The sequence below is a fragment of the Nostoc sp. genome (assembly GCF_036917195.1).
GTDB lineage: Bacteria > Cyanobacteriota > Cyanobacteriia > Cyanobacteriales > Nostocaceae > Nostoc.
This window is the reverse complement of the sequence record NZ_JBALDG010000005.1, coordinates 90857-112556: the sequence shown is the minus strand read 5'-3', so window position 1 is coordinate 112556 and position 21700 is coordinate 90857. Positions and strand designations below refer to the sequence as shown.

Genomic DNA, 21700 nt, shown 5'->3' with positions numbered 1-21700 from the left:
AGCTGGAATTGTTTCTCCTCTTATCGCAAATATACGTATATAAACGCTGAAAGATTGCGTTGCAATGCGTATATTTGCGTTTTTTTATTTCAGAGAACTCAGCAGACAGGAGAAGTAGAGGTAAATTTAGTGAAATTCTTTGACAATAATAGGTTTACGAGTCACAAAAGCTGGTTTACAAGTCGCAAAAGTTAGTTTACGAGTCACAAAAGCTGGTTTACAAGTCGCAAAAGTTAGTTTACGAGTCACAAAAGTTAGTTTAAAAGTCAGAAACTTAGTTTACGAGTCACAAAAGTTAGTTTACGAGTCACAAAAGTTAGTTTACGAGTCAGAAACTTAGTTTACGAGTCACAAAAGTTAGTTTACGAGTTGCAAAAGTTAGTTTACGAGTTCAAAAGTTGATTTCCAAGCCAGGACAAAGCGCGATACTTTTATGGAAAACATGGCGTTTAATTGATTGACTGTGGAGGCTTGACGAAAGTTGCGAGCGAGTTAGTGGATTAAGAATTTTCAAACCGCAGATGTACGCAGTTAAACGCGGATAATTTGGCGTTTAGTTGCGTAGATTTGCGGTTTTTATTTTATAGGTTTTGATGTTTCTATAAAGTATAAATCAAAATATATATCTTTTATTTATGGGTGTCTAATTTTGCTAGAAAAAATTAACATATCTGAATTACCATCAGTTTATTTATTGGATAAAGATCGTCTTCCTAATTGTGCAGCTATTTACTTTGTATTTGACAGTAAAGATCAGATTATTTATATAGGTAGAACTATTAACTTAGTTGAAAGATGGAAAGCACATCATAGATTTAATCAGCTAAAAAGATTTAATCGGAAAAATACTCTTAGTATTAGTTGGTTGACTTGTAGTAGTGATATAGAAAATCTATCAAATCTCGAAAATGAGTTTATAAAGTTATACAAACCACCCCTTAATTGGTCTAAAGTAGTAGTACCAATTAAAAAAATAACTCCAGATGAAACTGCTTTACAGCAAAGTCTTCAGCAGCTAGCCAAGCTCAATGTTATGATAGTTGGCTTTGATCCAATATCAGATGGAGAACCACCAACAATATATTTAGTATATCCTGTTTATGGGATGAAAGGCTTATCTGGAAGTATTAGAACTGCATTAAAAAATATTAATAAAAAAGCTAGCTTCCTAAAGTGGAAAGAATACAAAACTTATCCTAAATTTTCAGGTAAATTCGGTTTATGGGAGACTGAATACAACGGTTTAAGAATAGATTTATCTCCATTTGATAGTTTAGTTTACTTCATGGAACATTCAAACCGTCAGACTTTAGCTGGAATAGAACTTATGGCATTTAGTAGGGAACAGCTAGAATTAATTTTAGATAAAAAAGAAGAAAACGATGAGAATCCATCAGGTTTAGAAGCATTAGAAGATGATCCTATTCCAGTAGAAAATATTTATAAAAATCAACCTTTAAATAGTAATTATAAAAATAAAGTTGAAGTTGAACCTTGGGAGGAATTAGAACCAATGGCTGAAGGTGAAGTTAGAGTAATGACTCGTCAGTTTTTTTATGTAGATGATATAGAAATAGAAGTATGTACTAACGACAATGGAAAGCATTTTGTTAGACACAATGTTTACTGGTGGATAATGCACAATCAGAAAAATCCTAGTCCTGAGTATAACAACATAATAGAAAATACCAAAAATTCAGTTGATAGACTACCTACTATCAGATGGTCTGGTTATAAATTTAGATTTGAGATGATTAGGTTTAGTGAAGATGATGTAGAAGTTGAAAGTATACTATTTCCACTAGCTATGTTTGAAGACCTAATGAAAAACAAGTCAAGGTTTAATAGTCAAGTTCTAGAACAAATTTTAAAGGGTGAGTATAAATCAACTGACTATGATAAGGTAAGTATAAAACTATTTGTATGGCTACAATCTAATTCTATATCTTCGCTGCTTCAAACCAATAATAATAAGTAGGTTGAGTTGATAAAACCCAACAATATAATGATTTATATCCCCAACTCATAAGATTGATTTTTTAGGCGATTAATTATAGCAACCAATGGGCCTGTATCTAGCAATACACATTGCCTCATCACAAACCGTAAGCATCCATATAATCTTTATTAGTAGACAAATCACTTGCTGCTTCCACACGACCAATGTATTCTTCAGCCAGGGTCAAAGCCGAAACCCCTGGATTTTTTTATTGGTAAGACAATCCTTATTTTGGCATTTTCGCAAGTAAAAATTTTACAAAATCTAAGGTTTCTTGTTGCTTACCAAGAGGTAATATTCTTACCTTGTCTATAATAGTTTTTTCAATGCTCATTTTCTTTCGCGTCTCATATAAACTAATATATTTTAAACTTTAAATTATTATTTGGCTTTATGCTTTTAGCCGCGCCTTAAATTGTTAACCACTCAAGAGGATAAATTTAGAAAGCGCGTAGATGTTGCCCATCGTAGACATCGCTTTGTTTACATTAATTTATCACGCGCGAGTGCACAATCTCTCTTCTATCAATGGTATGAAGTAAAAAACTTAGGATTTGAGCGTTATATTTATTCTAGACCTCGACTATACAAGATTAATTTATTATGAAATTTCAAGTAATTTTTACCTTTGATGCAGAATATGAAGGCTATATTGCTGAGGTTCCTGAACTTCCAGGCTGTGTGAGTCAAGGTAAAACGCTAGATGAGGCAATTGAAAATATTAAAGATGCGATTACGGGATATCTCCACGTCCAAGCTAAACATGGCAGACCTTATATTGTTAAGGAATCGCAAGTGTTTATCGGAGAAGTTGTAGTATAGATGGGACGTTTATCAAATATCTCTGGTAAAGAAGCTGTCAAGATTTTTGAAAAGTTTGGTTATATATTAGATCACCAAACGGGAAGCCACATGATACTTTGGTGTGAATCAAAACTCCGTAAAATAGGACAAACAATTGCTGAATTTGATTTACTAATTGCTAGTGTTGCAGTTGCAGAAAATTACACTTTAGTCACAAACAATACTCGTCACTACAGCAGGATTTATAATTTACAGTTGGAAAACTCGATTTCACCTTAAAAATATTAAATAAAATAGAAATGACTGCACAAGTAAAAAATCAACGAATTAAAATAAATTTAGATTTATCGCCAGAAGTTTATGAGACACTAAACAATCTGGCACAACAGATTAATGGAGATAATGCTGAGGTGCTACTAAAAGCGATCGCACTCTTAGAAGTAGCGGTAGAAGCCAAGCAAAAAGGCAAGCATATTTGGATTGTAGATGATAACCAAAATATTGAAACTGAAATTATTGGTATCTAAATAACATGATAGATATAATAGATTTATCAAAAATAATTGCCAGCAAAGGCGACAACCCACTAATTATCTCAACTGTAAACTTGCAGTCACAAGAAGACTCAGAACCGGAGCGAAAACTGCAAGAATTAAAATTTAAACAAGAACTAAGAAAAGATTGGATTTTATTTATTGTCAGGGATGTAGTAATTTTTCCTGCTGCCATCCTTTTCATTTTTGCTGTCAGCGGTTATTCCCTATTCACCCAGATTTATCGGTAACTTATCTAATAATATATAGCAATTTTATCTGAGCCGTGAAAATCGTAAGGTTTAAATCCCCAATTTCGTAAAAGTTGTCGGGTATCTCGTGCAGTCTCAGTAAATTTGCGTAACTAATTTTACAGACGACGAAGGTAACTTACTAAAAGTAGACTCATCTTTATATCCAGACAAATTTTGCTGGATATAAAGATTACTGTGATTGGTAAATCTGCAAAAAAGTAAGTACCTGATGCGAATAATCTAAAAATATGGGGCTTTTAATATTTTATGTTGTTTTAGTTACCATGATTGCTGTAATTATCATTGATGGCTACAATAATTTAGTCAACTATCGCAACCGTTACAAAAATGCTTACTCTCAAATCGATGTTCAATTACAGCGCCGCTATGACTTAATTCCCAACTTAGTGGAAACTGCCAAAGGGTATATGAAACATGAGCAAGAAATCTTAGCAGCAGTTATTACCGCCCGGAATTCTGCAATGAATGCTAGCAGTCGTGCCGTGCAAAATCCCGGTAATCCCCAAGCGATGCAGCAGTTGGGTAATGCTGAAGGGGCGCTGACGGGTGCGTTAAGTCGCTTGATGGTACTTTCGGAATATTATCCAGAATTCAAAGCTGATCGCGATATGAGCCAAGTAATGGAGGAATTATCTTCCACCGAAAGCCGGATTACTTTTGCACGTCAGGCTTTTAATGATGCGGTGACACTTTACAACATCAAGAGTGAATCTTTCCCTACCAATTTGGTAACCAATACATTTAACTTTACTGCTGCCGAATTACTACCAGAAGCCATTCCTGAAATGAAAACTGCTCCCCGCGTCTCTTTTTAGGTATCTATGAATTTATTTGAACATAACGCGTTCACGTAGCGTCTCCAAGAGTTGGCGGCAACTCTTGGAGACGCTACGCGTTGGCGGAAGTCTCTCGCAGAGATGGCGGTAGCCTGTGGCAAGCCGCTGCGCGTCTACGATAATTTTCACAACTCAAATAGGATTGCTGTAGTACAAATAGTTGTCTTAGCAAAAGAGTATCATATTGTACAAAAACTTTTGACATTGCCTAAAAACATTAACTTGCTTAAAAAAGTTTAGACAAAATACCAGCATTCTAGAAATTTGATTGCTATATTAGATTAAATAACTATTCTGGCAAGGATTAAAAAGCTGTGCGGGATGATTTACAGGGCTTGGAAATTAGTCAGGATGAACTGCAAAAGCTGACTAATTTACCTGTCAATGATCAACTTTTAATCATTACAAATCCTCTTCAAAAATTAGCAAAACTATACATCCAAAAAATTAAAAGTTCGGAAGGAGCAACTGTAATTTTTATTGGGTTTGCTACATTTGTGTTTGGCTATATTTTATTTGATATAATTATAAAAATCTTCTTATCATGGATAACAATTCCATCCTGGATAGTATTAATTATCTTAGGCCTTTGGATTGGCGGTCTTACGCAAACTATCTTATATTTAATATGGAGAAGGAAAAGCAAAGTTGTCAAAATAAACATGACAAATTCTCTGCAAATCCTGTTAACTGATGTTGAAAGATATAATACTGTTATTAGAGCAATAGATATCAATGACCAAATAGAAGAAGCTGGTAATCCAGAAGTACTTATAAAAGAAAGAGAGAATGTTGTGGCAGCGCTTAAGCTCACCAAAGCCGATTTAATTCGCGCTTTGAAAACAGAAAAGATTTTGAGAGAAAATAAGAGCTTTATCCTTAGTAATACAGAGCTATTCGTCAACAATTTAGCAACTTTAACAGCCATGCAAGTAAATGAACAGGCTACTGAGCATGGAAGGTTACTCAATGAAGCATTACAGATTGCATTAGATGTGCAACACGAAATGAAAAGATTACAGACTCAGCGTTAAAACCAATACTCAGGGCGAACCTGCGTAACAGAAGTGAGTTGGAAAGCGCGTAGATGCTGCTGGGTGGGTTGGTTTACAATATCTTTGCCAGATATCCTCAATGGCTTTTTAGATAATCCTTCCCACGGTTACGATCCCCGGTCTAACATAAAGAATATTCCTAAAGCGATCGCTCATTGGCATGGACTGGAAAGAAGTCAGAGGTAACTGGGTAATCATTCCCCGAAATCCCATAGGGATCATCCATTTTTTAGGAGGTGCATTTGTCGCCACTGCACCGCACATCACTTATCGCTGGTTGCTCGAACAACTTGCAAGTAAAGGTTATGTTGTAATTGCTACGCCTTTTGTCAATACATTGGATCATACTGCGATCGCAAAATCCGTGCTGTTAAACTTTGACCGCACCCTCGAACGCTTACATGATTCTGGGGCATTACGCAAGCTTTACTTCCCCATCTACGGCGTTGGACACAGTATGGGCTGCAAACTTCACTTACTGATTGGTAGCCTCTTTCAAGTAGAACGTGCAGGCAATATTTTAATATCCTTCAACAACTACGCTGCTAAAGAAGCTATTCCCTTAGTAGAACAATTCAATTCTACTTTTGCAATCGAGTTTACCCCCTCACCGTTGGAAACCAATAAGCTTGTCCAAGAGCGTTACAATATCCGGCGCAATTTATTAATAAAATTTAGCAATGACACCATTGATCAATCAGCAGCTTTAACCAAAATCCTACAAGAACGTTTTGATGAGATGGTGACAGCACAGACCTTACCAGGAACTCACACAACACCTTTAGGTCAAGACATTAAATGGCAAACTGGAACATCTTTCACCCCCTTTGATGCCTTAGGGCAATGGTTCAAGCAAGAAGCATACCGCGATTTAAACCAGCTAAAAAGTTCCATCCTATTGTGGGTGAATCCTCTTGCCCCCCCATAATGTTTTATGACGTTAAAAATTCATGAATTCGACGGAAAAATATAAATGAGTTAGTAGTATCTATATATAGATACTACTAATTTATTAGCCCATACCATATTTTTATATTCTATTTTAACAGCAAGTTATTAATGGTGTTCCCTATAAATTTCTATGTTTCAAATACTAATAATTGATGACGACTATTCAATAAAAATACTCCTGAAAAGGATGTTAGAAAAACAGGGTTATGAGGTAGTTACTGCCAGTAGCGGCGAGGAAGGAATAGAAAAGGCACTGTCTTACCGTCCAGCACTAATTATTTGTGATTGGATCATGCCAGGATTGACTGGACTGGAAGTTTGCCACCGCATTAAGGCAGACCCAAAATTTTATACTACATTCTTTATTTTATTAACATCCTTAGATTCCGTTGCCGATTGCGTCAAAGGTCTAGATGCTGGTGCTGATGATTTTATCTCCAAACCTATTGAGCACAATGAATTACAAGCACGGGTAAGAGCGGGATTACGCCTGCATCAGTTGAGTAGAGATTTGCAGGCTCAAAAGTTGCTTTTAGAATCAGAAATGTCAGAAGCCGCAGAATATGTGCGATCGCTACTGCCTCTTTCCATGACGGAACCCTTCAACATAAATTTCCGATTCATTCCCTCGCGGCAACTTGGTGGTGACTGCTTCGATTACTATTGGCTCGATGCTGATTATTTGGCAATTTACTTACTCGATACTGCCGGACATGGACTCAAAGCTACTCTTCCCTCTGTTTCAGTCCTAAATCTGCTGCGTTCCCGTGCGCTCAAAAGTCTAAATTATTATCAACCTAGCGATGTATTAAAGGCTTTGAATGATACTTTTCAGATGAATTATCAAAATGACAAATACTTTACGATTTGGTATGGAGTTTACAATCGAATCAACCGCCAGTTAATTTATGCTAGTGCAGGTCATCCACCAGCAGTTTTAGTAACCGGCACATCTCCCAGAAAGTCTGAAGTTAAACTTTTGAAAACCCCCGGTATGCCAGTTGGCATGTTTCCAGAGGCAAAATATGTTGACGGGTTTTGCGATATTGAAAAATTCAGTACCCTTTATATTTTTAGTGATGGCGCTTATGAAATAACTAAATCAGATGGCATACTTTGGAGTTTGGATGCTTTTATTCAGCTACTAGTTAGCTTACAACATCCTGTTGATGGCCAACTTGATCACGTACTGAGTTATTTAATCGCTCTGAACTCCAAAGATGCTTTTGATGATGATTTATCTATTTTGCAAATGAAGTTTGATTAATTACGTCTTGGAGACTAAAACTTGATTAAATGCGTCTTGATTGGGGAATATTTCAAATACTTTATCCATATTAGTCAGTTCAAATAATATCCTGACTTGCTCACTAATTGAGCAAAGAACAAGCTTACTATCTGCTGCTCGCAGGGTTTTGAAAGCTAAGACTAAAGCTCCCAAACCTGAACTATCCATAAATGTTACATCTTTAAAATCAACTAACACAATTTTCGCACCAGTTTCTAGAATATTAGTGATATTTTGTCGAAAGTCTTGTGAAGTTGTGGCGTTTAAATTACCAGTGAGCTTAATAACTTTTACTTCTTCTCTCATAATTATGTCACGCTGATTTGTGTAAATGATGCTCTTATTTCGCCATTATATAACATTTAAAAATGCTTGTGAAATAAAAGCTAAGATTACATATTGAGTAATCATTAATAATTAATCATCATAGAGAAAGATTAATTATAAATATTTTAATCTGAGTTTTTTGGAATTACAAAAAACATATTAACTTAACTAAGTATAGCTTTCCTACTAGTAACATACCAATTAGAAATAAACCAGGTAAGTGAGTCAGCACGATAAAAATTATATATGTTTCGTTTTGTAAAAATGTTGGAATGACCGATTTATAAGCTGTTTGCTTTTGATGTTTTGTCGCAGATGTTGATTTTTAACGCCAACTTGCTTGCATCTGATTAATGTAGGTATGTACTGATCTACAACCTGAAGTTACTGCTTTTCAGATTATTTACTAAATATTTTTGCAAAACTGAGATTCTCGAATAAACCTCATGATGATAGCCGTAATTAAACAATTCAAAATTCAAGGGGTTACAGCGATAGTGTAGCTAAACCGAGTCTAGCAGCGGCGTTCCTCTGCCTGGATACTGGGTGTATAGATTATTCTCCAATTTGGCGGCGGATCTGCATCACCCACCAAATTTTCCCAGTCTCTAGCCTCCAATTCAGCACTATAAGCAAAAATACTATGAAAATTACTCAACTATCGGGGTTTCACATCAGAATCATTAGTACATATAACCATTTCTTGACTACTGAGTATTTATGATAGTAACTAGGATCTAGATTTATTTATGTCCAATTACTTACATAATTGAAATAATTTACCTCTGGACTACCGCTCTAGAGCCAAAAATTTCGCTTTCAACAGCGCCAAGCAAGCTCAAACGCACACCAACGCTCTAACAGAAGTTCTCAGAGGTCATCGCCTCAGCTATTTTAGTATTCCCAATATCTCTCATTTATCAACAGATAACACAAAAAGTAAAGAGTTATGAATTTCTAACCCCTTACTAACTAATTCCTAACTCCCTCAAACAGCACTGACTTTGGCTCTGTAAAGCAGCTTTTCACCTTGAAGGTAGCCAGTGTAGCGAACCTTGACTTTTTCCCCAGGTTGTGCTTTACCCTCCATCAATTGGTGCAGTTGGGGGTCATAAGGTAATTCTGCTCCCACGGGTGCGATCGCTTCCACTCCCCACGCCTGTAAAAGCTTTTCCAGGGGTTTCTGCACCAACGGTACTATTTTGACTGCTGCTAGCTGGGGATTTTCTTGCGCTTTCTGTGCTGCCGTTGGCCATTGCAATAATAAAGACTCTAGCAGTTGCAAACTTGACTGCTGGAGTTCTTGTAGTAATATTTCTTGCTGTTGTTCTATTTGTTGCTGTGAGCGATCATACTCTGTTCTTAAATCTGCAATCTGTTGTAACAATTCCTGAGTGGGCGCTATTTTCTCTTGTAATAACTCTACAGTTGAAAAAGTTGTGACTAATTCACTCAAGGGCATCTGTAGCACTGGCGACAACTTGAGCAGCACTTCTACCCGTATCTGCTCTAGCTTTCCTTGGCGTAACCGCAAAAGTTGACGCTCTGAGACACCAGCAGCGCGACTCAGCGCTTTAAAACTAGAAATACCCACCTGTTGCATTAAATCTTGCAACTTTTGAGTATTGGGTATTGGGCATTGGGCATTGGGCATTGGGTATTGGGTATTGGGTATTGGGCATTAGGCATTGGGCATTGAACATTGGCGATTAAGTTTTTCTCTATTCCCTATTCCCTGTGCCCTATGCCCTATGCCCCATTCCTATTCTTCCAGTAAACTTCTCAACATCCAAGCTGTCTTTTCATGTACTTGCATCCGCTGAGTCAATAAATCGGCAGTAGGTTCGTCGTTAACTTCCTCTACTACGGGGAAAATAGACCGTGCAGTTCTGACTACGGCTTCTTGTCCTTCCACTAGTAAGCGAATCATCTCCACAGCTTTAGGAACTCCGGGAGTTTCTGGAATCGAACTCAGTTTGGCATATTCGCTGTAGGTTCCAGGTGCAGGATAGCCAAGCGCTCTAATTCTCTCGGCTATTAAATCAACTGCTAAGGCTAATTCTGTATACTGGGTCTCAAACATCAAATGCAATGTTTGGAACATCGGCCCGGTTACATTCCAATGGAAGTTATGAGTTTTCAGATACAGTGTATAAGTGTCAGCTAACAGGCGAGATAAACCCTCGGCAATTTTAGCCCTACTTGGCTCGTCAATGCCGATATTTACATTTTTGACTGTTACTTTCGATGACATAATTTTTTCCTAATTAGGTTATATGTAATTGGGGATTGGGCATTGAGCATTGGCAAGAAAATTAAGTCTCCATGCCCCATGCCCCCTGCCCCAAACTCAAGTCTCTATGCCAAGTGCATCTTCAAAACGCTGTGGGGTGCTTTACGGACTCTGGCTAAAACGGTTTCTTTGCCTAAACGCTGGCAAGCTTCATACCGATGGCAACCAGAGAAGCCATAATATTGTCCATCTACTTCTAGGACATCAATAGGTTCTTGCTGCCCAATCTCCGCAATCGATTCCATTAAGGCTTGCACTTTATTTGGATCGTTTGCACGGGGCAACGGCCGTTTTATCTGATTCAATGGAATTTCTTGGACTCTAACCATAAAAAGTTTATCCAACTAGTTCTGTTTTATGTCTTTAAATAAATCATAGTCATTATGACTTTGTTTTGCAACTAGTATTTGGGGCAAAACTGGTAATGGTATCATTGGAGCACTCATGCGACAAAAAAACCGCACTACAAAGCAATTGGAAAATCAGCTCCAACACCGCATTAGGGGGCAGAAGACGCTCGTTCGCCTTTGGCGTCTCCCCTTGGGAGAAGACTCGCTATCGCTTCGCCATCAGGTAGCCATGAAATTTTCGCTTTGGCGTTTTTCCCACACTGTACTGGCCACATTTTGTCTATTGGGACTAACTGCTGCATCAGGGCCTGAGAGTAACATCCAGGGTATGGAACTGAAAATAGGGATTGTGCAGCGATTTGGCTCACAACCCACAGCCAAGCTGCAACTGGAACCCACAAAAGGCGATCGCTTAAAGCTAAAATTTCAAGCAGACAACAAGCAGCAAGTGCTGGTTACCAATAAACCTGTAAAGCTGGAAACAGTCATGCAAGCTTTACCCCAGTCAGCAGTTGAAGAAGTGGTAGTTTTAGGCACATATCGTACCTTTGAAACTGCGGAAGACAGTGCTAATAAATGGCGTTCTCAGGGAATGGAAGTGGAAATAGCCCAGCCAGAACGCTGGCAGGTTTGGGCGAAACGAGATGTTTATAGCACTCCTTTACTGCGACGCTTGTTATTGCAGAACATCCAAGCTTCTACCAAACAAAAAGTATATCTTGATACTAAGATTGTTAAACAAGTGCCGCGAGTTAGTTGGGTGGTGGATGGTAAACGCTATAGCCCAAATGATTTGGAAATCAGCACTGATAAAAACTTGATTCGGGTGAATAAAAGTGAAAAACAGGAGTTTGCTCGTCTTTATGCTGGACGATTAAATTTGCAGCCAAATGCATACGGCACATACACTCTAGTTAACCAAGTACCCTTAGAAACTTATTTGCGTGGGGTTCTGCCTTATGAAATAGGTACAGATGCACCAACAGCGGCGCTAGAAGCCCAAGCAATTATCGCCCGGACTTATGCGTTGAGAAATTTACGCAGGTTTGTTGCAGATAACTATCAGTTGTGTGCTGATACTCATTGCCAAGTTTATTATGGGCTAAATGGAGCTGCTGCCAAAACAGACCGAGCGATCGCCTCCACCAGAGGTAAGGTAGTAACTTATAAAAACGAACTAGTAGATGCCCTGTATTCTTCCACCACTGGTGGTGTTACCGCCTCCTTCAGCGATGTCTGGAATGGCGATGATCGTCCCTATCTGCGCCCTGTACTAGATGCTGCGACTAATTTTTGGAACTTGTCTAAGCAGAGTTTGGCAGATGAAAATAACTTCCAGAAATTTATTAATATCCAACAAGGATTTAATGAAAGCAAGTGGGATATGTTTCGTTGGCACAAGGAAACCCCTTTAAAGGATATTATCAAGGACTTGCAGAAATTTTTGCAGGTGAAAAACAGTCCCTATGCCAAATTTAAGACAATTCAGGCTATGGCAGTAGTGAAGCGAAGCCAGAGTGGACGCATCCTTGAACTCGCAGTTAAAACCGATAACAGCACCTTTATTCTCCACAAAGACGAAGTTCGCAGTGCCTTTGCTGCTCCTATAAGTACGCTTTTTTATATAGAACCTCTAAATAAAGGCAAACCAGAACTGTGGGGATACGCTTTTATTGGTGGTGGATTAGGACATGGAGTCGGCTTGAGTCAAACTGGCGCTCAAAATTTAGCAAAACTAGGTTGGTCGAGTCCAAAAATTCTCCAATTCTATTATCCTGGTACTCAGATTAAAATTCTTAGTAAAGAAATTAAGCTTTAACAAAAGAGGCCAGAGGCAGTCGCAGAGGGGAAACTCCATATTGAAAAATTAAGCAGGAATACAGGAAATTTTGTGTTCCTGCTTAACACGAAATTAGGCTTTTTGTCAAAGTCGTTTTAAGATGTACACACGGCACTAGAAGGGTGTTGATCCTAGCTGCCCTGCTTCTATTTTGTCAACATCATTAACTCTTGCAAGAGGTTTATTGTTGAGGTTCCTAACTCTTAATAGAGTTCTTCTTCTTTGTGAGTTTCGATTGTCACGTCAGAGGTTGGGTAAGCGACACAGGTCAGTACATATCCAGCTTCTATTTGATCGTCATCTAAGAATGACTGGTCACCCTGATCAACGGTACCCTTTAAGAGTTTACCTGCACAGGTCGAGCAAGCACCAGCGCGGCAAGAGTAGGGCAGGTCAAGACCAGCTTCTTCAGCAGCGTCTAGAATATAGGTGTCGTCCTCAACGTCAAGTGTTTTGTTCAGCCCTTCGGACTCGTTGATTAGTGTCACTTTAAAAGTAGCCATTGAATAATCCTCTCTTTTGGAAACGGCAGTATAAGTTATTCTAAGGCAAAGGTCACGGCTGTTCTGTGGGATTAGCCGCTAGTTTAAATTTGCTTCAATTCTGATACTAAGAGAAAAATTAAACGATGTAACTGGAAATTGAACCCGATTAGTAATGAAATTTAGTTGCTTAATCCAGATAAGTTTTATTAATATATTTACTGCCGTAGTCAGCCTATGATAATAAAAAACTATCTTAAAGTTAATAAATAATTATTAAAATTAATATTAATTAAAAGTTATGATTTTCATAAAAGATGATTTTTGTCAAGAGAATGCTCAAGAAATTTGGGTAAGTTGGTAATCAAAAAATTCCTGCAACAACTCCGAAAATTTAAGTGCATTCCGTGCTTCTGTGGAAGACGCTGTTCGCGTTCGCTATCGCCCTGAGAATTATCCAATCAGATTTTTTAATCACCTGATTTTTTGCCTTAGGCGCTTGGAAACAGTGCCTTTGTTTTAGGGAATGAAAAAAGAATCCCACCACTAGAAGTGTGGGAGGATCGAAAATAGAATTAGGAGGATCATGTATAATTCAGAAGCAGCTTTGGAAAAAGCAAGAGTGCGTGTAGGTTTGGTAGGTACTGGGTATGCGGCAAAGTTTCGCACTGAGGCATTGCTCCATGATGAGCGATCGCAGTTAATAGCAGTTGTTGGTCATACCGCAGAAAAAACAGAAGCTTTTGCCAGAGAGTACCAGATTGAAGCTTTGAGTTCTTGGCAAGAGCTAGTAAAGCGGGATGATATAGATTTAGTAATAATTTCCACTATTAATCGAGATCATGGGGCGATCGCTCGTGCAGCACTTACCAACAGCAAACATGTGGTTGTAGAATATCCTCTTTCGTTGGATGTAGTAGAAGCTGAGGAACTGATTGCCTTAGCCAAAGCACAGCAAAAACTCCTGCACGTTGAACACCTAGAACTTTTGGGTGGTTTGCATCAAGCCCTAAAGCAAAACTTAGCCAAAATTGGTGAGGTGTTTTATGTTCGCTACAGCACCATCAATCCCCAGAATCCTGCACCCCGCAAATGGACTTATAACCACGAGCTTTTCGGCTTTCCCTTAATTGGTGCCCTGTCTCGCCTACATCGTCTCACCGATTTATTTGGTAAAGTATTTACTGTTAACTGTCACCAGCGATATTGGGAAATAGAACTGGAATATTACCAAACTTGTTTCTGCACTAGTCAACTCTACTTTACCAGTGGACTTTTAGCCCAAGTAGTCTATGGCAAAGGTGAAACTATTTGGCAATCAGAACGCAAGTTTGAAGTTCACGGAGAAAAAGGTGGTTTAATTTTTGATGGTGACACCGGAATTTTCATCCAGCCAGGGGAAACAACACCTATAGAGGTTGGCCCTCGCCGGGGTTTGTTCGCCAAAGACACGAGTATGGTTTTAGACCATCTTTTTGATGGTACTCCTTTGTACGTTACTCCAGAGGAGAGCTTGTATAGCCTAAAGGTTGCTGATGCTGCACAAAGAGCTGCACAGACAGGGTTAACTATGTTTATGTAAAGATATCTAGATAAAAGTTAATGAAAACCGAACTAATTGTTATTTTATCCCAACGAGAATTAGACAAAATGCGTCAAGCTGGGCGTTTAGCAGCTAAACTTCTCCAGCATCTCGAACCATTCGTGAAGCCAGGGGTTAGCACTCTTGAACTAAATGATGAAGCCGAACGTTGGACACAAGCTCATGGAGCAAAAAGCGCACCCCTTGGTTATAAGGGTTATCCAAAATCGATTTGCACCAGTGTAAATGAGGTAATCTGTCACGGCATTCCCAATGCCAAGCAAATTCTTAAGGAAGGTGACATTATTAATATTGATGTAACGCCGATTGTTGAGGGTTATCACGGCGATACATCCAAGACATTCTTCGTCGGTACTCCTTCGCCTAAAACGAGAAAGCTAGTTGAAGTGACAGAGGAATGTTTGCGCCTGGGTATTGCTGAAGTTAAACCTGGGGGACGCATTGGCGACATTGGTGCAGCTATTCAAGAGTATGCTGAAGGACAAGGCTTTTCTGTAGTGCGAGATTTCGTTGGACACGGCATCAGTAACGTTTTCCATACTGCGCCAGATGTTCCCCACTATGGCACACGTGGTAAGGGCAAGCGCCTCAGACCAGGGATGGTTTTTACCATTGAGCCAATGATTAACGAAGGCACTTACGAAGTCGAGGTTCTTAGCGATAAGTGGACTGCGGTAACGCGCGATCGCAAGCTTTCTGCTCAATGTGAGCATACTTTAGCTGTAACTGAAGACGGCGTTGAAATCCTCACCCTACCTGAAGGCGAGAATTACTGGAGTGTATGACAACATACTATGAAAAAATTCCTTTCGTTTGGGAGGAACCAAAACCAGCAATCCCAGTTCCTCAAAGATTGATATTTCGTTCGCTCAACGATGTTGCGGTCAGCTGTGCTGTGAGTTCCTCGTTAGACCGAAGCGATCAAAAGGTAGTTAGAGAATTGGGAGCAGATAAGGCAGCCTCGGAATTCATCGTACAAGCAAGCAAAGATTTTGATTATGAACCACAATGGTGGCAACTATAACAGTACGGGTGAAGTAGTAGGATTTATCCAACCAGTACTATATCGTGGGTGTCGCAAAGATAATCTAGAAGAAAGCACAATTTACTATATTGGTGTTGTACCCAAACAGCGAGGGAAGCGTTACATTTACGACCTCCTGTGCCAAGCTACCTACCTTCTTCAAAAAATTGGTGTTTGGCGTGTATTTTGTGACACAGACATTTTGAACACACCCATGATTAGAGCATTCCAAGATGTCGGTTATCACCAGTTTAGTTCACCTTGGCAACGCTCTTTATAAGGGCTTATAAGACTAACAGAAAGTTTTTAAGCTTTCTATTGAGCTAAAAGCACCTGAAGAACACCTTACCAGTGGAACGAGGGTATTTGGCTTATATGGTTGATATAAAGGAGTATTGATATAGTTTTGTTTGATCTAGTTTCGAGATGTGTAATCTTTAACCTATCAATATCAAAAAAATACAACACTTGTAACTGAATATATTTAGGTAATTAGGAGTTATTTCAAATGAATATAGATGCTACTTTAAATATTTTTGAATTAGTCAGCAAAAAATTTACTTTACCTTTAGAACGAGCAATGCATTATCCTCAATTAGAAGAAGGATATAAGCAATATGATGCTCAATTAGAGGATGACGATTTTTTTTAGAAGAATAGAGTATACATAATTAATCTATCCAAAGAACCTGCGAGCGCAATTTATCAGTTAGTCGATGAAACTTATCAAGGACAACAGTTTAGGGTAACAGAACGCCTCATATCCCAAACATTTCCAGACTGGAATTTGATCGCAGAACAGATATTTATCACAAATCGCTAAAGTTATAGATTGAGGAACACATGGCGCTATTTGGGGATAAATATTTACACTACTTAAAGGTAATAAAAAATAGAAGTGCAAATTTTGTCAACTAAAAATCAAAATTTATTCCATGATAAAGTAAAACATATATAAAGGTAGGATTATGACCCAAGCGTTGCCCAAATTATTCACCTTCAATGAATTTATAGAATGGTATCCCAACGATGGAAAACGCTATGAATTGCACAAAGGAGTAATTATTGAAATGCCGCCTCCGACCGATTCGCATGAAAAAGTTGTAGGATTTATAGCCCATAAGCTAACTGTCGAGTTTGATCGTATGAATCTTCCCTACACTATACCCAAAACTGCATTGGTTAAAACTCCTTCTGCTGAATCCGCTTATTCGCCTGATGTGTTGCTACTAAATCTTGATAATCTCGACAATGAACCGCTTTTTCAAAAACAGTCAACAGTAAGCCAGGCAGCATCGGTTCCAATAGTTATTAAAGTTGTTTCAACTAACTGGCGAGATGATTACTACAATAAACTTAGGGATTATGAAGAAATGGGTATTCCCGAATATTGGATTGCTGATTATGCTGCATTAGGTGCAAGAAAGTTCATTGGCAATCCCAAACAACCCACTATTTTTGTATGCGAATTAGTTGATGGTGAATATCAAATGACACTGTTTCAAGATAACACCGCGATTTCATCACCTACCTTTCCCCAATTAAATTTAACTGCACAGCAGATTTTTAATGCGGCTAATTAATTATTTATCTAGTTTTATAACTATCTTCCCAACTTATTAAGGATACCTTCACAACCGCCGGGAATAGTAGCTCTGGTTTTTTCGCCACCCCAAGTGCAACAGTAGTTACGTGCAGACTCAGACATCCGTTGCACATTGCTGAAATCAGCATTTTCCACCACAGCGCCAGTGTGTTCGCCGGTTTGATAATCTGGTCGTTCAGTGCGACTACGGGGTGATGCTTTATCCACTACACCATAGAATAGGCGAATCCCGTTGATGTCGGCACCACTCAGATTAGCATTATATAAAATTGTGCGTGAAAGATTGGCTTTTACTAAGTCACAACCGGCCAAATTAGCGCGGACAAGATTAGCTTCGCTCAGGTCAGTCCAACGCAAATCAGTACCAGAAAGGTCTGCTGTGGCTAGCGTTACGCCTAAATCGATGACACGTACACCTTCTAGGCGGTCTTCTGCATATCCGCCACTCCCGTCGAGAATGGCTCGACCTAATAGGCGATCGCGTTTTAGGGGTGAGAGCAACTTAGAACGTGAGAGAAAGCGGAGAATTTTTGCTTTACCACTGCCATCTACACTACTTAAAATTGCCGCAGTGCGTCCTTCGGCGATCGCTCTTTCTTGGGGCCAATCTTCTAATAATCCTTCTTGATCTAATACTAAGTCTGAAACGCCTTGAAAATAGGAATCAATTGTCTGTTGCTGGGTAATAATGTTTTGCTGAACTGTCAGCAGGTTTTGCTGAATTGTCAAGTCTTTGGAAATGACATATTGTCGCCACGCCACATAAACGGCGATGACGGCGATCAAAATTTGCCCCAAAGCACCAAACCAATCTGCTAGAGTTCCAGCAATGTCCCAGTTAATCTGGTGTCCTAAAACAAGCAAGCAATCGCCTACACCTGTAAACCGAATCAAGCCAATAATAGCTACTAATAATCCCAAAAATGCTACAAATAAAGTGCGTTCTTGGGGTGAAAACCAGTCGTTTAAAACTTCTTGGAACCAAGGCAATAATATCGCTAGGGATAAGAGCAAAGTTATTAGCGTTCCAATAATGCCGATAATCCAGTTATTAAGGATAATTCCAACGAAGGTAATGGCGATCGCGATTAAAATAATTAGCAATGCTCTCGGCTTAACTAGGAATTGCTTGGTAGTAGGTTGGTTGAGATGATTGGAATGGGCTTGTTGTAGAGCAGTTGTATATTGCGGAGATTTCAAAGATGCGATCGCCGCTAGAGCTTGTTGTGTAGCTAGTACTTCTGAGCTTAGGTTGTTCTCAGTTGCACTCCCGTCAAAGTCATCCGGTTGCAAATCGTTTTCGGGGGCTGGTTCTGGGGTTGGTAGATTAGAGGAATTGGATTCAATTGTCATGTTTTCTATTTTGCCCCAGCAGATTCAGTTCAACATCTGTTTTATCAGAAATTGCACTAAACCAAAGACCTGTATTCCATAAAACTGAGAAGCGCTACATATAGTAATACGCTTGGGTTAAGGCTAAAACTCTGTTATCCAAGTCAATTTTTTAACGAACCGCCAAGGCGCAGAGGACGCAGAGAGAAGAAAGAGATGTTTATAGGACTTACGCACACTCTACGAATTCTTCTCTACGAGACGCTGCGCGTTGGCGTCAGCCTCTCGCAGAGAAGGCGGTTCGACAAATTAAGCTTTTGGGCGATTTTTGCGTAAGTCCTAGCTTAACTGAACCGTATTGCTACATATAGCAGTTTCAGTCAGGGTTTAAATCCCCTTATGTAATGTCTTTAATTTTGAATTGTTAAGTTTGGTCTACCGTTTGAATTGTCAACATTTGAGGAGGCGTAGCATCAGGTGGGTAGAGAAAATCCACTTCTACCAGTCGTCGCTGGCCGGGTAGTATTTTTAATTGAGCAAGCGGTTCTCCCATTTGTCCCCGTTGTTGAACTAAATGCCAATATTGGGTTCTGGGTAAGCCATTATCGTCATTGTAGCGAATACGAACTGTACCTCGGAAAAAGACAGATGGTTCAGGTGGTGAAAAAAAGCGAAGCCCTGGTTTACTTAACTGATCTTCTTTGATAGGCGTTTGGAAAAGCACATTTATAGTTTGTAGCTTATCCGTATTGTTAAATAATGGTAGAGAGATGTTGTATTCAATGCCGTAGTTACCGTGAGCTTCGTAAGCAGTACCAGGATAACGCGCTACTAGTTTAGCAGTTTGGTTTTGTCCAGTACCCATTTTGCCTGCCAAAAGGGTACTTAAACCGTAGGAAAAAGCTTGTCCTGATTCGGGAATTGTCAGGTATGAACTATTTTCGTTGGTAACTTGTACTTGCCAACGAGAGCCAACAGCTACCCCCGCTACCCGTCCGTAAATTTCTGTTGCTCCTTCAAGGTGATTGGGAGGACTGGGGGCACGTTCGCGGGGCCCTGCAAAATCACCATTTTCTAACAAGTTTTCCCATTCTTCTAAAGTGGGCGCTCGTTCACTACCATCGGGATTGGGTTTGGCAAACATGGCTAGGTTCGCCAGATAAACTGGACTATCACTATATAAATGCAACAATGTAGAACGTCCATTCAATGGTGGCGTTAAAGTCCGCACTGGAATTGGATGATTCATTAACATCCGGCTTTGTTTTGGTGGAATTATCAACTGCGCTGGCCATCCTGACTGCCGTCTGACTCGCAGCAGATCATTCATCACGCGATCGCCTGGCCCAGCATAAATGTTTCCCGAATTATTTGATTGCATGGCGGGAAGTTTGATAAAAGGTGCATCAGGTTGACTAAGATAACTAGCTGCTTGCAATATATTGATAGTTGCAGGGCGATCACTCGGATTGTAAACAATCACCCCCAAATAAAGAGTCCGCAAATCATTTGGAGTCTCAATCGCTCTAGCAATATGGTGAGAAAATAAATCAAATCGTCCCTGAAATGGAAAGTTCAAGTGGGCGCTGGGCACTCTTTTGCCTTGGGGAGGAAATGTAGACAGCAGAATTCCTTCACTCTTAACTACTTCTGGGTTATTACTGTTAAATACTGGTACTGCATCAAGATGTCCTGTTAAAGGTCTTGTTTGTTGGGGAACAAAGATTTCTTGTGGTGTAGTTGTAGGAGAAGGCGATGCTTGAGCTAAAAACAAATAGGAAATAAGATTAAGCATTTATTCAAAAAGCAATTTATCGCTGAAGTTAAGAATACAGCATACCTAATCTATACCTCCTGCAATCCGTGACAAGTTAGAGGATGTTTGCCAAAACCCTTACTAACTGTTTATAAAATATAGTTGCAAGTAACAGATACCAGAGTGACTAACAGATGTAAGATAAGCGTCCGTGGTAATTTTTACAACAAAAATGAAAAGGTTCAGAGAACTGGCATTAGCTTGTGGTGCGATCGCTGCTTTGATTAGTATGAGTCTCAAGGTTCAGGCAACGTCTAAGCGGCTGATTAACCTAGACGATCTGTCTGCTCTCCACCAAGTCAGCGAACCGCAAATTTCTCAAGATGGAGCCTGGATAGTCTATACGGTCAAGAGTACTGATATCAAGAATGATTCAGTTTCAAGAGTAAAGATGGCACCCAAATCCACGGTTTCTTAGTCAAACCACCGAATTTTCAACCAGGAAAGAAATACCCAACACTCCTTCAGCTTCATGGTGGCCCAGTCGGGCAGTACACAAACGAGTTTATGTTTAACTGGCAATTGTTTGCTGCAAAAGGTTATGTTGTCGTTGCAGTTAATCCACGGGGTAGTTCGGGACGGGGTGAAGCGTTCTCGAAGGCTATTTACGCTGACTGGGGAAATAAAGATGTTCAAGATGTCCTTGCTGCTGTTGACTACGTTGAAGCACAAGGGATAGCCGATCCATCTCGGTTGGGAATAGGTGGATGGAGCTACGGTGGTATGTTAACAAACTATACTATCGCCCAAGATACCCGTTTCAAAGCTGCGGTAAGTGGAGCTAGCATTTCCAATATTTTGGCAGGATACGGTACTGACGAGTATGTTTATGACTACGAACAGGAACTGGGCGTGCCGTGGAAAAACCTCAATACTTGGCTACGAGTTTCTTTTCCGTTCCTGCACGCCGACCGAATTGTGACACCAACACTATTTCTAGGTGGTGATCGGGATGCTGCTGTTCCGTTGCACAACTCCGAGCAGATGTATGAGGCACTCAAAAGTTTAGGGGTTGATACTCAATTGATTATTTATCCTGAGCAATCCCACGATATTAGCAAGCCGAGTTACCAGCGCGATCGCCTACAACGCTATCTTACTTGGTATGACAAGCATGGGTTGTGAGTATCAACGGATACTGTTGGCGAACTTCACAAATTACCGAAAAGTGTGAGAAGCGCAGGGTGTGTTTCTCGCCCAAAAAATGACTAGATGTTGAGCATTTGCCCCCTTGCCAATACTGATATATAAACCAATGGTTTACAAATGCTATCGTTAAGCAGGGT

26 protein-coding genes and 1 pseudogene are annotated in these 21700 nt (G+C 39.5%); 20 read left to right on the top strand and 7 right to left on the bottom strand.

Annotated features, from left to right (window positions below):
* Nucleotides 1–139 precede the first annotated feature (139 nt).
* From V7K40_RS01105 to V7K40_RS01055, 11 genes and pseudogenes are all read left to right on the top strand, one after another.
* Nucleotides 140–340, top strand: a complete 201-nt coding sequence (locus V7K40_RS01105) for a hypothetical protein (RefSeq protein WP_334955977.1) — start codon at nucleotides 140–142, stop codon at nucleotides 338–340.
* A gap of 309 nt (nucleotides 341–649) precedes the next feature.
* Entirely contained in the window at nucleotides 650–1978 is a 1329-nt protein-coding gene (locus tag V7K40_RS01100) for a GIY-YIG nuclease family protein (RefSeq protein ID WP_334955976.1), read from the top strand.
* A gap of 624 nt (nucleotides 1979–2602) precedes the next feature.
* Complete coding sequence (locus tag V7K40_RS01095) at nucleotides 2603–2821, top strand: type II toxin-antitoxin system HicB family antitoxin (RefSeq protein WP_334955975.1); 219 nt, start codon at nucleotides 2603–2605, stop codon at nucleotides 2819–2821.
* 105 nt (nucleotides 2822–2926) lie between these two features.
* Nucleotides 2927–3082: pseudogene (locus V7K40_RS01090) on the top strand (PIN domain nuclease); the annotation flags it as partial.
* A gap of 20 nt (nucleotides 3083–3102) precedes the next feature.
* Nucleotides 3103–3330, top strand: coding sequence for a DNA-binding protein (locus V7K40_RS01085; RefSeq protein ID WP_334955974.1), 228 nt, complete (start codon nucleotides 3103–3105; stop codon nucleotides 3328–3330).
* A 5-nt stretch (nucleotides 3331–3335) separates the two neighbouring features.
* Nucleotides 3336–3587 carry a hypothetical protein gene (locus V7K40_RS01080; protein WP_334955973.1) on the top strand — a complete coding sequence of 84 codons (252 nt, stop codon included), beginning with the start codon at nucleotides 3336–3338 and terminating at the stop codon, nucleotides 3585–3587.
* Nucleotides 3588–3838: 251 nt separating this feature from the next.
* Entirely contained in the window at nucleotides 3839–4426 is a 588-nt protein-coding gene (locus tag V7K40_RS01075; protein WP_334955972.1) for a LemA family protein, read from the top strand.
* 335 nt (nucleotides 4427–4761) lie between these two features.
* Nucleotides 4762–5481: a hypothetical protein gene (locus tag V7K40_RS01070; protein ID WP_334955971.1), complete on the top strand. Its 720-nt coding sequence runs from the start codon at nucleotides 4762–4764 to the stop codon at nucleotides 5479–5481.
* A 63-nt stretch (nucleotides 5482–5544) separates the two neighbouring features.
* The gene (locus tag V7K40_RS01065) at nucleotides 5545–5688 is read left to right on the top strand and encodes a hypothetical protein (protein ID WP_334955970.1); all 144 of its coding nucleotides are present in this window, start codon (nucleotides 5545–5547) and stop codon (nucleotides 5686–5688) included.
* Entirely contained in the window at nucleotides 5663–6430 is a 768-nt protein-coding gene (locus tag V7K40_RS01060; protein WP_334955969.1) for a DUF1350 family protein, read from the top strand. The genes V7K40_RS01065 and V7K40_RS01060 overlap by 26 nt, the downstream gene beginning before the upstream one ends.
* A gap of 153 nt (nucleotides 6431–6583) precedes the next feature.
* Nucleotides 6584–7720, top strand: a complete 1137-nt coding sequence (locus V7K40_RS01055) for a SpoIIE family protein phosphatase (protein ID WP_334955968.1) — start codon at nucleotides 6584–6586, stop codon at nucleotides 7718–7720.
* Here V7K40_RS01055 and V7K40_RS01050 read toward each other — a convergent pair whose 3' ends face one another.
* The 4 genes from V7K40_RS01050 to V7K40_RS01035 all read right to left on the bottom strand — a co-directional run bounded on the left by V7K40_RS01050 (nucleotide 7721) and on the right by V7K40_RS01035 (nucleotide 10690).
* Nucleotides 7721–8047: an STAS domain-containing protein gene (locus tag V7K40_RS01050; protein WP_334955967.1), complete on the bottom strand. Its 327-nt coding sequence runs from the start codon at nucleotides 8045–8047 to the stop codon at nucleotides 7721–7723.
* Nucleotides 8048–9056: 1009 nt separating this feature from the next.
* Nucleotides 9057–9722, bottom strand: a complete 666-nt coding sequence (gene grpE / locus V7K40_RS01045; protein ID WP_334955966.1) for a nucleotide exchange factor GrpE — start codon at nucleotides 9720–9722, stop codon at nucleotides 9057–9059.
* Between the two features lie 108 nt (nucleotides 9723–9830).
* Nucleotides 9831–10322 carry a Dps family protein gene (locus V7K40_RS01040; protein WP_298916505.1) on the bottom strand — a complete coding sequence of 164 codons (492 nt, stop codon included), beginning with the start codon at nucleotides 10320–10322 and terminating at the stop codon, nucleotides 9831–9833.
* A 104-nt stretch (nucleotides 10323–10426) separates the two neighbouring features.
* Entirely contained in the window at nucleotides 10427–10690 is a 264-nt protein-coding gene (locus V7K40_RS01035) for a sulfiredoxin (protein ID WP_334955965.1), read from the bottom strand.
* A gap of 115 nt (nucleotides 10691–10805) precedes the next feature.
* Here V7K40_RS01035 and V7K40_RS01030 point away from each other — a divergent pair, with 115 nt between their 5' ends.
* Nucleotides 10806–12530, top strand: coding sequence for a SpoIID/LytB domain-containing protein (locus V7K40_RS01030; RefSeq protein ID WP_334955964.1), 1725 nt, complete (start codon nucleotides 10806–10808; stop codon nucleotides 12528–12530).
* A 224-nt stretch (nucleotides 12531–12754) separates the two neighbouring features.
* On the opposite strand, the gene V7K40_RS01025 is transcribed toward V7K40_RS01030, so the two are convergent.
* A complete protein-coding gene (locus tag V7K40_RS01025; protein WP_273763405.1) occupies nucleotides 12755–13054 on the bottom strand; it encodes a ferredoxin in 300 nt (99 codons plus the stop codon).
* A 565-nt stretch (nucleotides 13055–13619) separates the two neighbouring features.
* Between V7K40_RS01025 and V7K40_RS01020 the strand changes: the two genes are divergently transcribed.
* From V7K40_RS01020 to V7K40_RS00995, 6 genes are all read left to right on the top strand, one after another.
* A complete protein-coding gene (locus tag V7K40_RS01020) occupies nucleotides 13620–14615 on the top strand; it encodes a Gfo/Idh/MocA family oxidoreductase (protein ID WP_334955963.1) in 996 nt (331 codons plus the stop codon).
* A gap of 20 nt (nucleotides 14616–14635) precedes the next feature.
* Entirely contained in the window at nucleotides 14636–15421 is a 786-nt protein-coding gene (map, locus tag V7K40_RS01015) for a type I methionyl aminopeptidase (protein ID WP_334955962.1), read from the top strand.
* Nucleotides 15418–15660, top strand: coding sequence for a hypothetical protein (locus tag V7K40_RS01010; protein WP_334955961.1), 243 nt, complete (start codon nucleotides 15418–15420; stop codon nucleotides 15658–15660). Before map ends, V7K40_RS01010 begins: the two co-directional genes overlap by 4 nt.
* Nucleotides 15635–15940 (top strand): GNAT family N-acetyltransferase, encoded by a 306-nt coding sequence (locus tag V7K40_RS01005; RefSeq protein ID WP_334955960.1) that lies wholly within the window; start codon nucleotides 15635–15637, stop codon nucleotides 15938–15940. The genes V7K40_RS01010 and V7K40_RS01005 overlap by 26 nt, the downstream gene beginning before the upstream one ends.
* A gap of 228 nt (nucleotides 15941–16168) precedes the next feature.
* Nucleotides 16169–16312: a hypothetical protein gene (locus V7K40_RS01000; protein WP_334955959.1), complete on the top strand. Its 144-nt coding sequence runs from the start codon at nucleotides 16169–16171 to the stop codon at nucleotides 16310–16312.
* A gap of 316 nt (nucleotides 16313–16628) precedes the next feature.
* Nucleotides 16629–17243 carry a Uma2 family endonuclease gene (locus tag V7K40_RS00995; RefSeq protein ID WP_334955958.1) on the top strand — a complete coding sequence of 205 codons (615 nt, stop codon included), beginning with the start codon at nucleotides 16629–16631 and terminating at the stop codon, nucleotides 17241–17243.
* A gap of 20 nt (nucleotides 17244–17263) precedes the next feature.
* Here the strand turns inward: V7K40_RS00995 and V7K40_RS00990 are convergent, their stop codons facing one another.
* Nucleotides 17264–18619, bottom strand: coding sequence for a pentapeptide repeat-containing protein (locus tag V7K40_RS00990; protein ID WP_334955957.1), 1356 nt, complete (start codon nucleotides 18617–18619; stop codon nucleotides 17264–17266).
* A 403-nt stretch (nucleotides 18620–19022) separates the two neighbouring features.
* Complete coding sequence (locus V7K40_RS00985; protein ID WP_334955956.1) at nucleotides 19023–20393, bottom strand: DUF3370 domain-containing protein; 1371 nt, start codon at nucleotides 20391–20393, stop codon at nucleotides 19023–19025.
* 193 nt (nucleotides 20394–20586) lie between these two features.
* Here V7K40_RS00985 and V7K40_RS00980 point away from each other — a divergent pair, with 193 nt between their 5' ends.
* Nucleotides 20587–20832: a hypothetical protein gene (locus V7K40_RS00980; protein ID WP_334955955.1), complete on the top strand. Its 246-nt coding sequence runs from the start codon at nucleotides 20587–20589 to the stop codon at nucleotides 20830–20832.
* On the top strand, nucleotides 20817–21539 hold the full coding sequence (locus tag V7K40_RS00975; RefSeq protein ID WP_334956043.1) for a prolyl oligopeptidase family serine peptidase: 723 nt from the start codon (nucleotides 20817–20819) through the stop codon (nucleotides 21537–21539). Before V7K40_RS00980 ends, V7K40_RS00975 begins: the two co-directional genes overlap by 16 nt.
* Nucleotides 21540–21700: the final 161 nt, after the last annotated feature.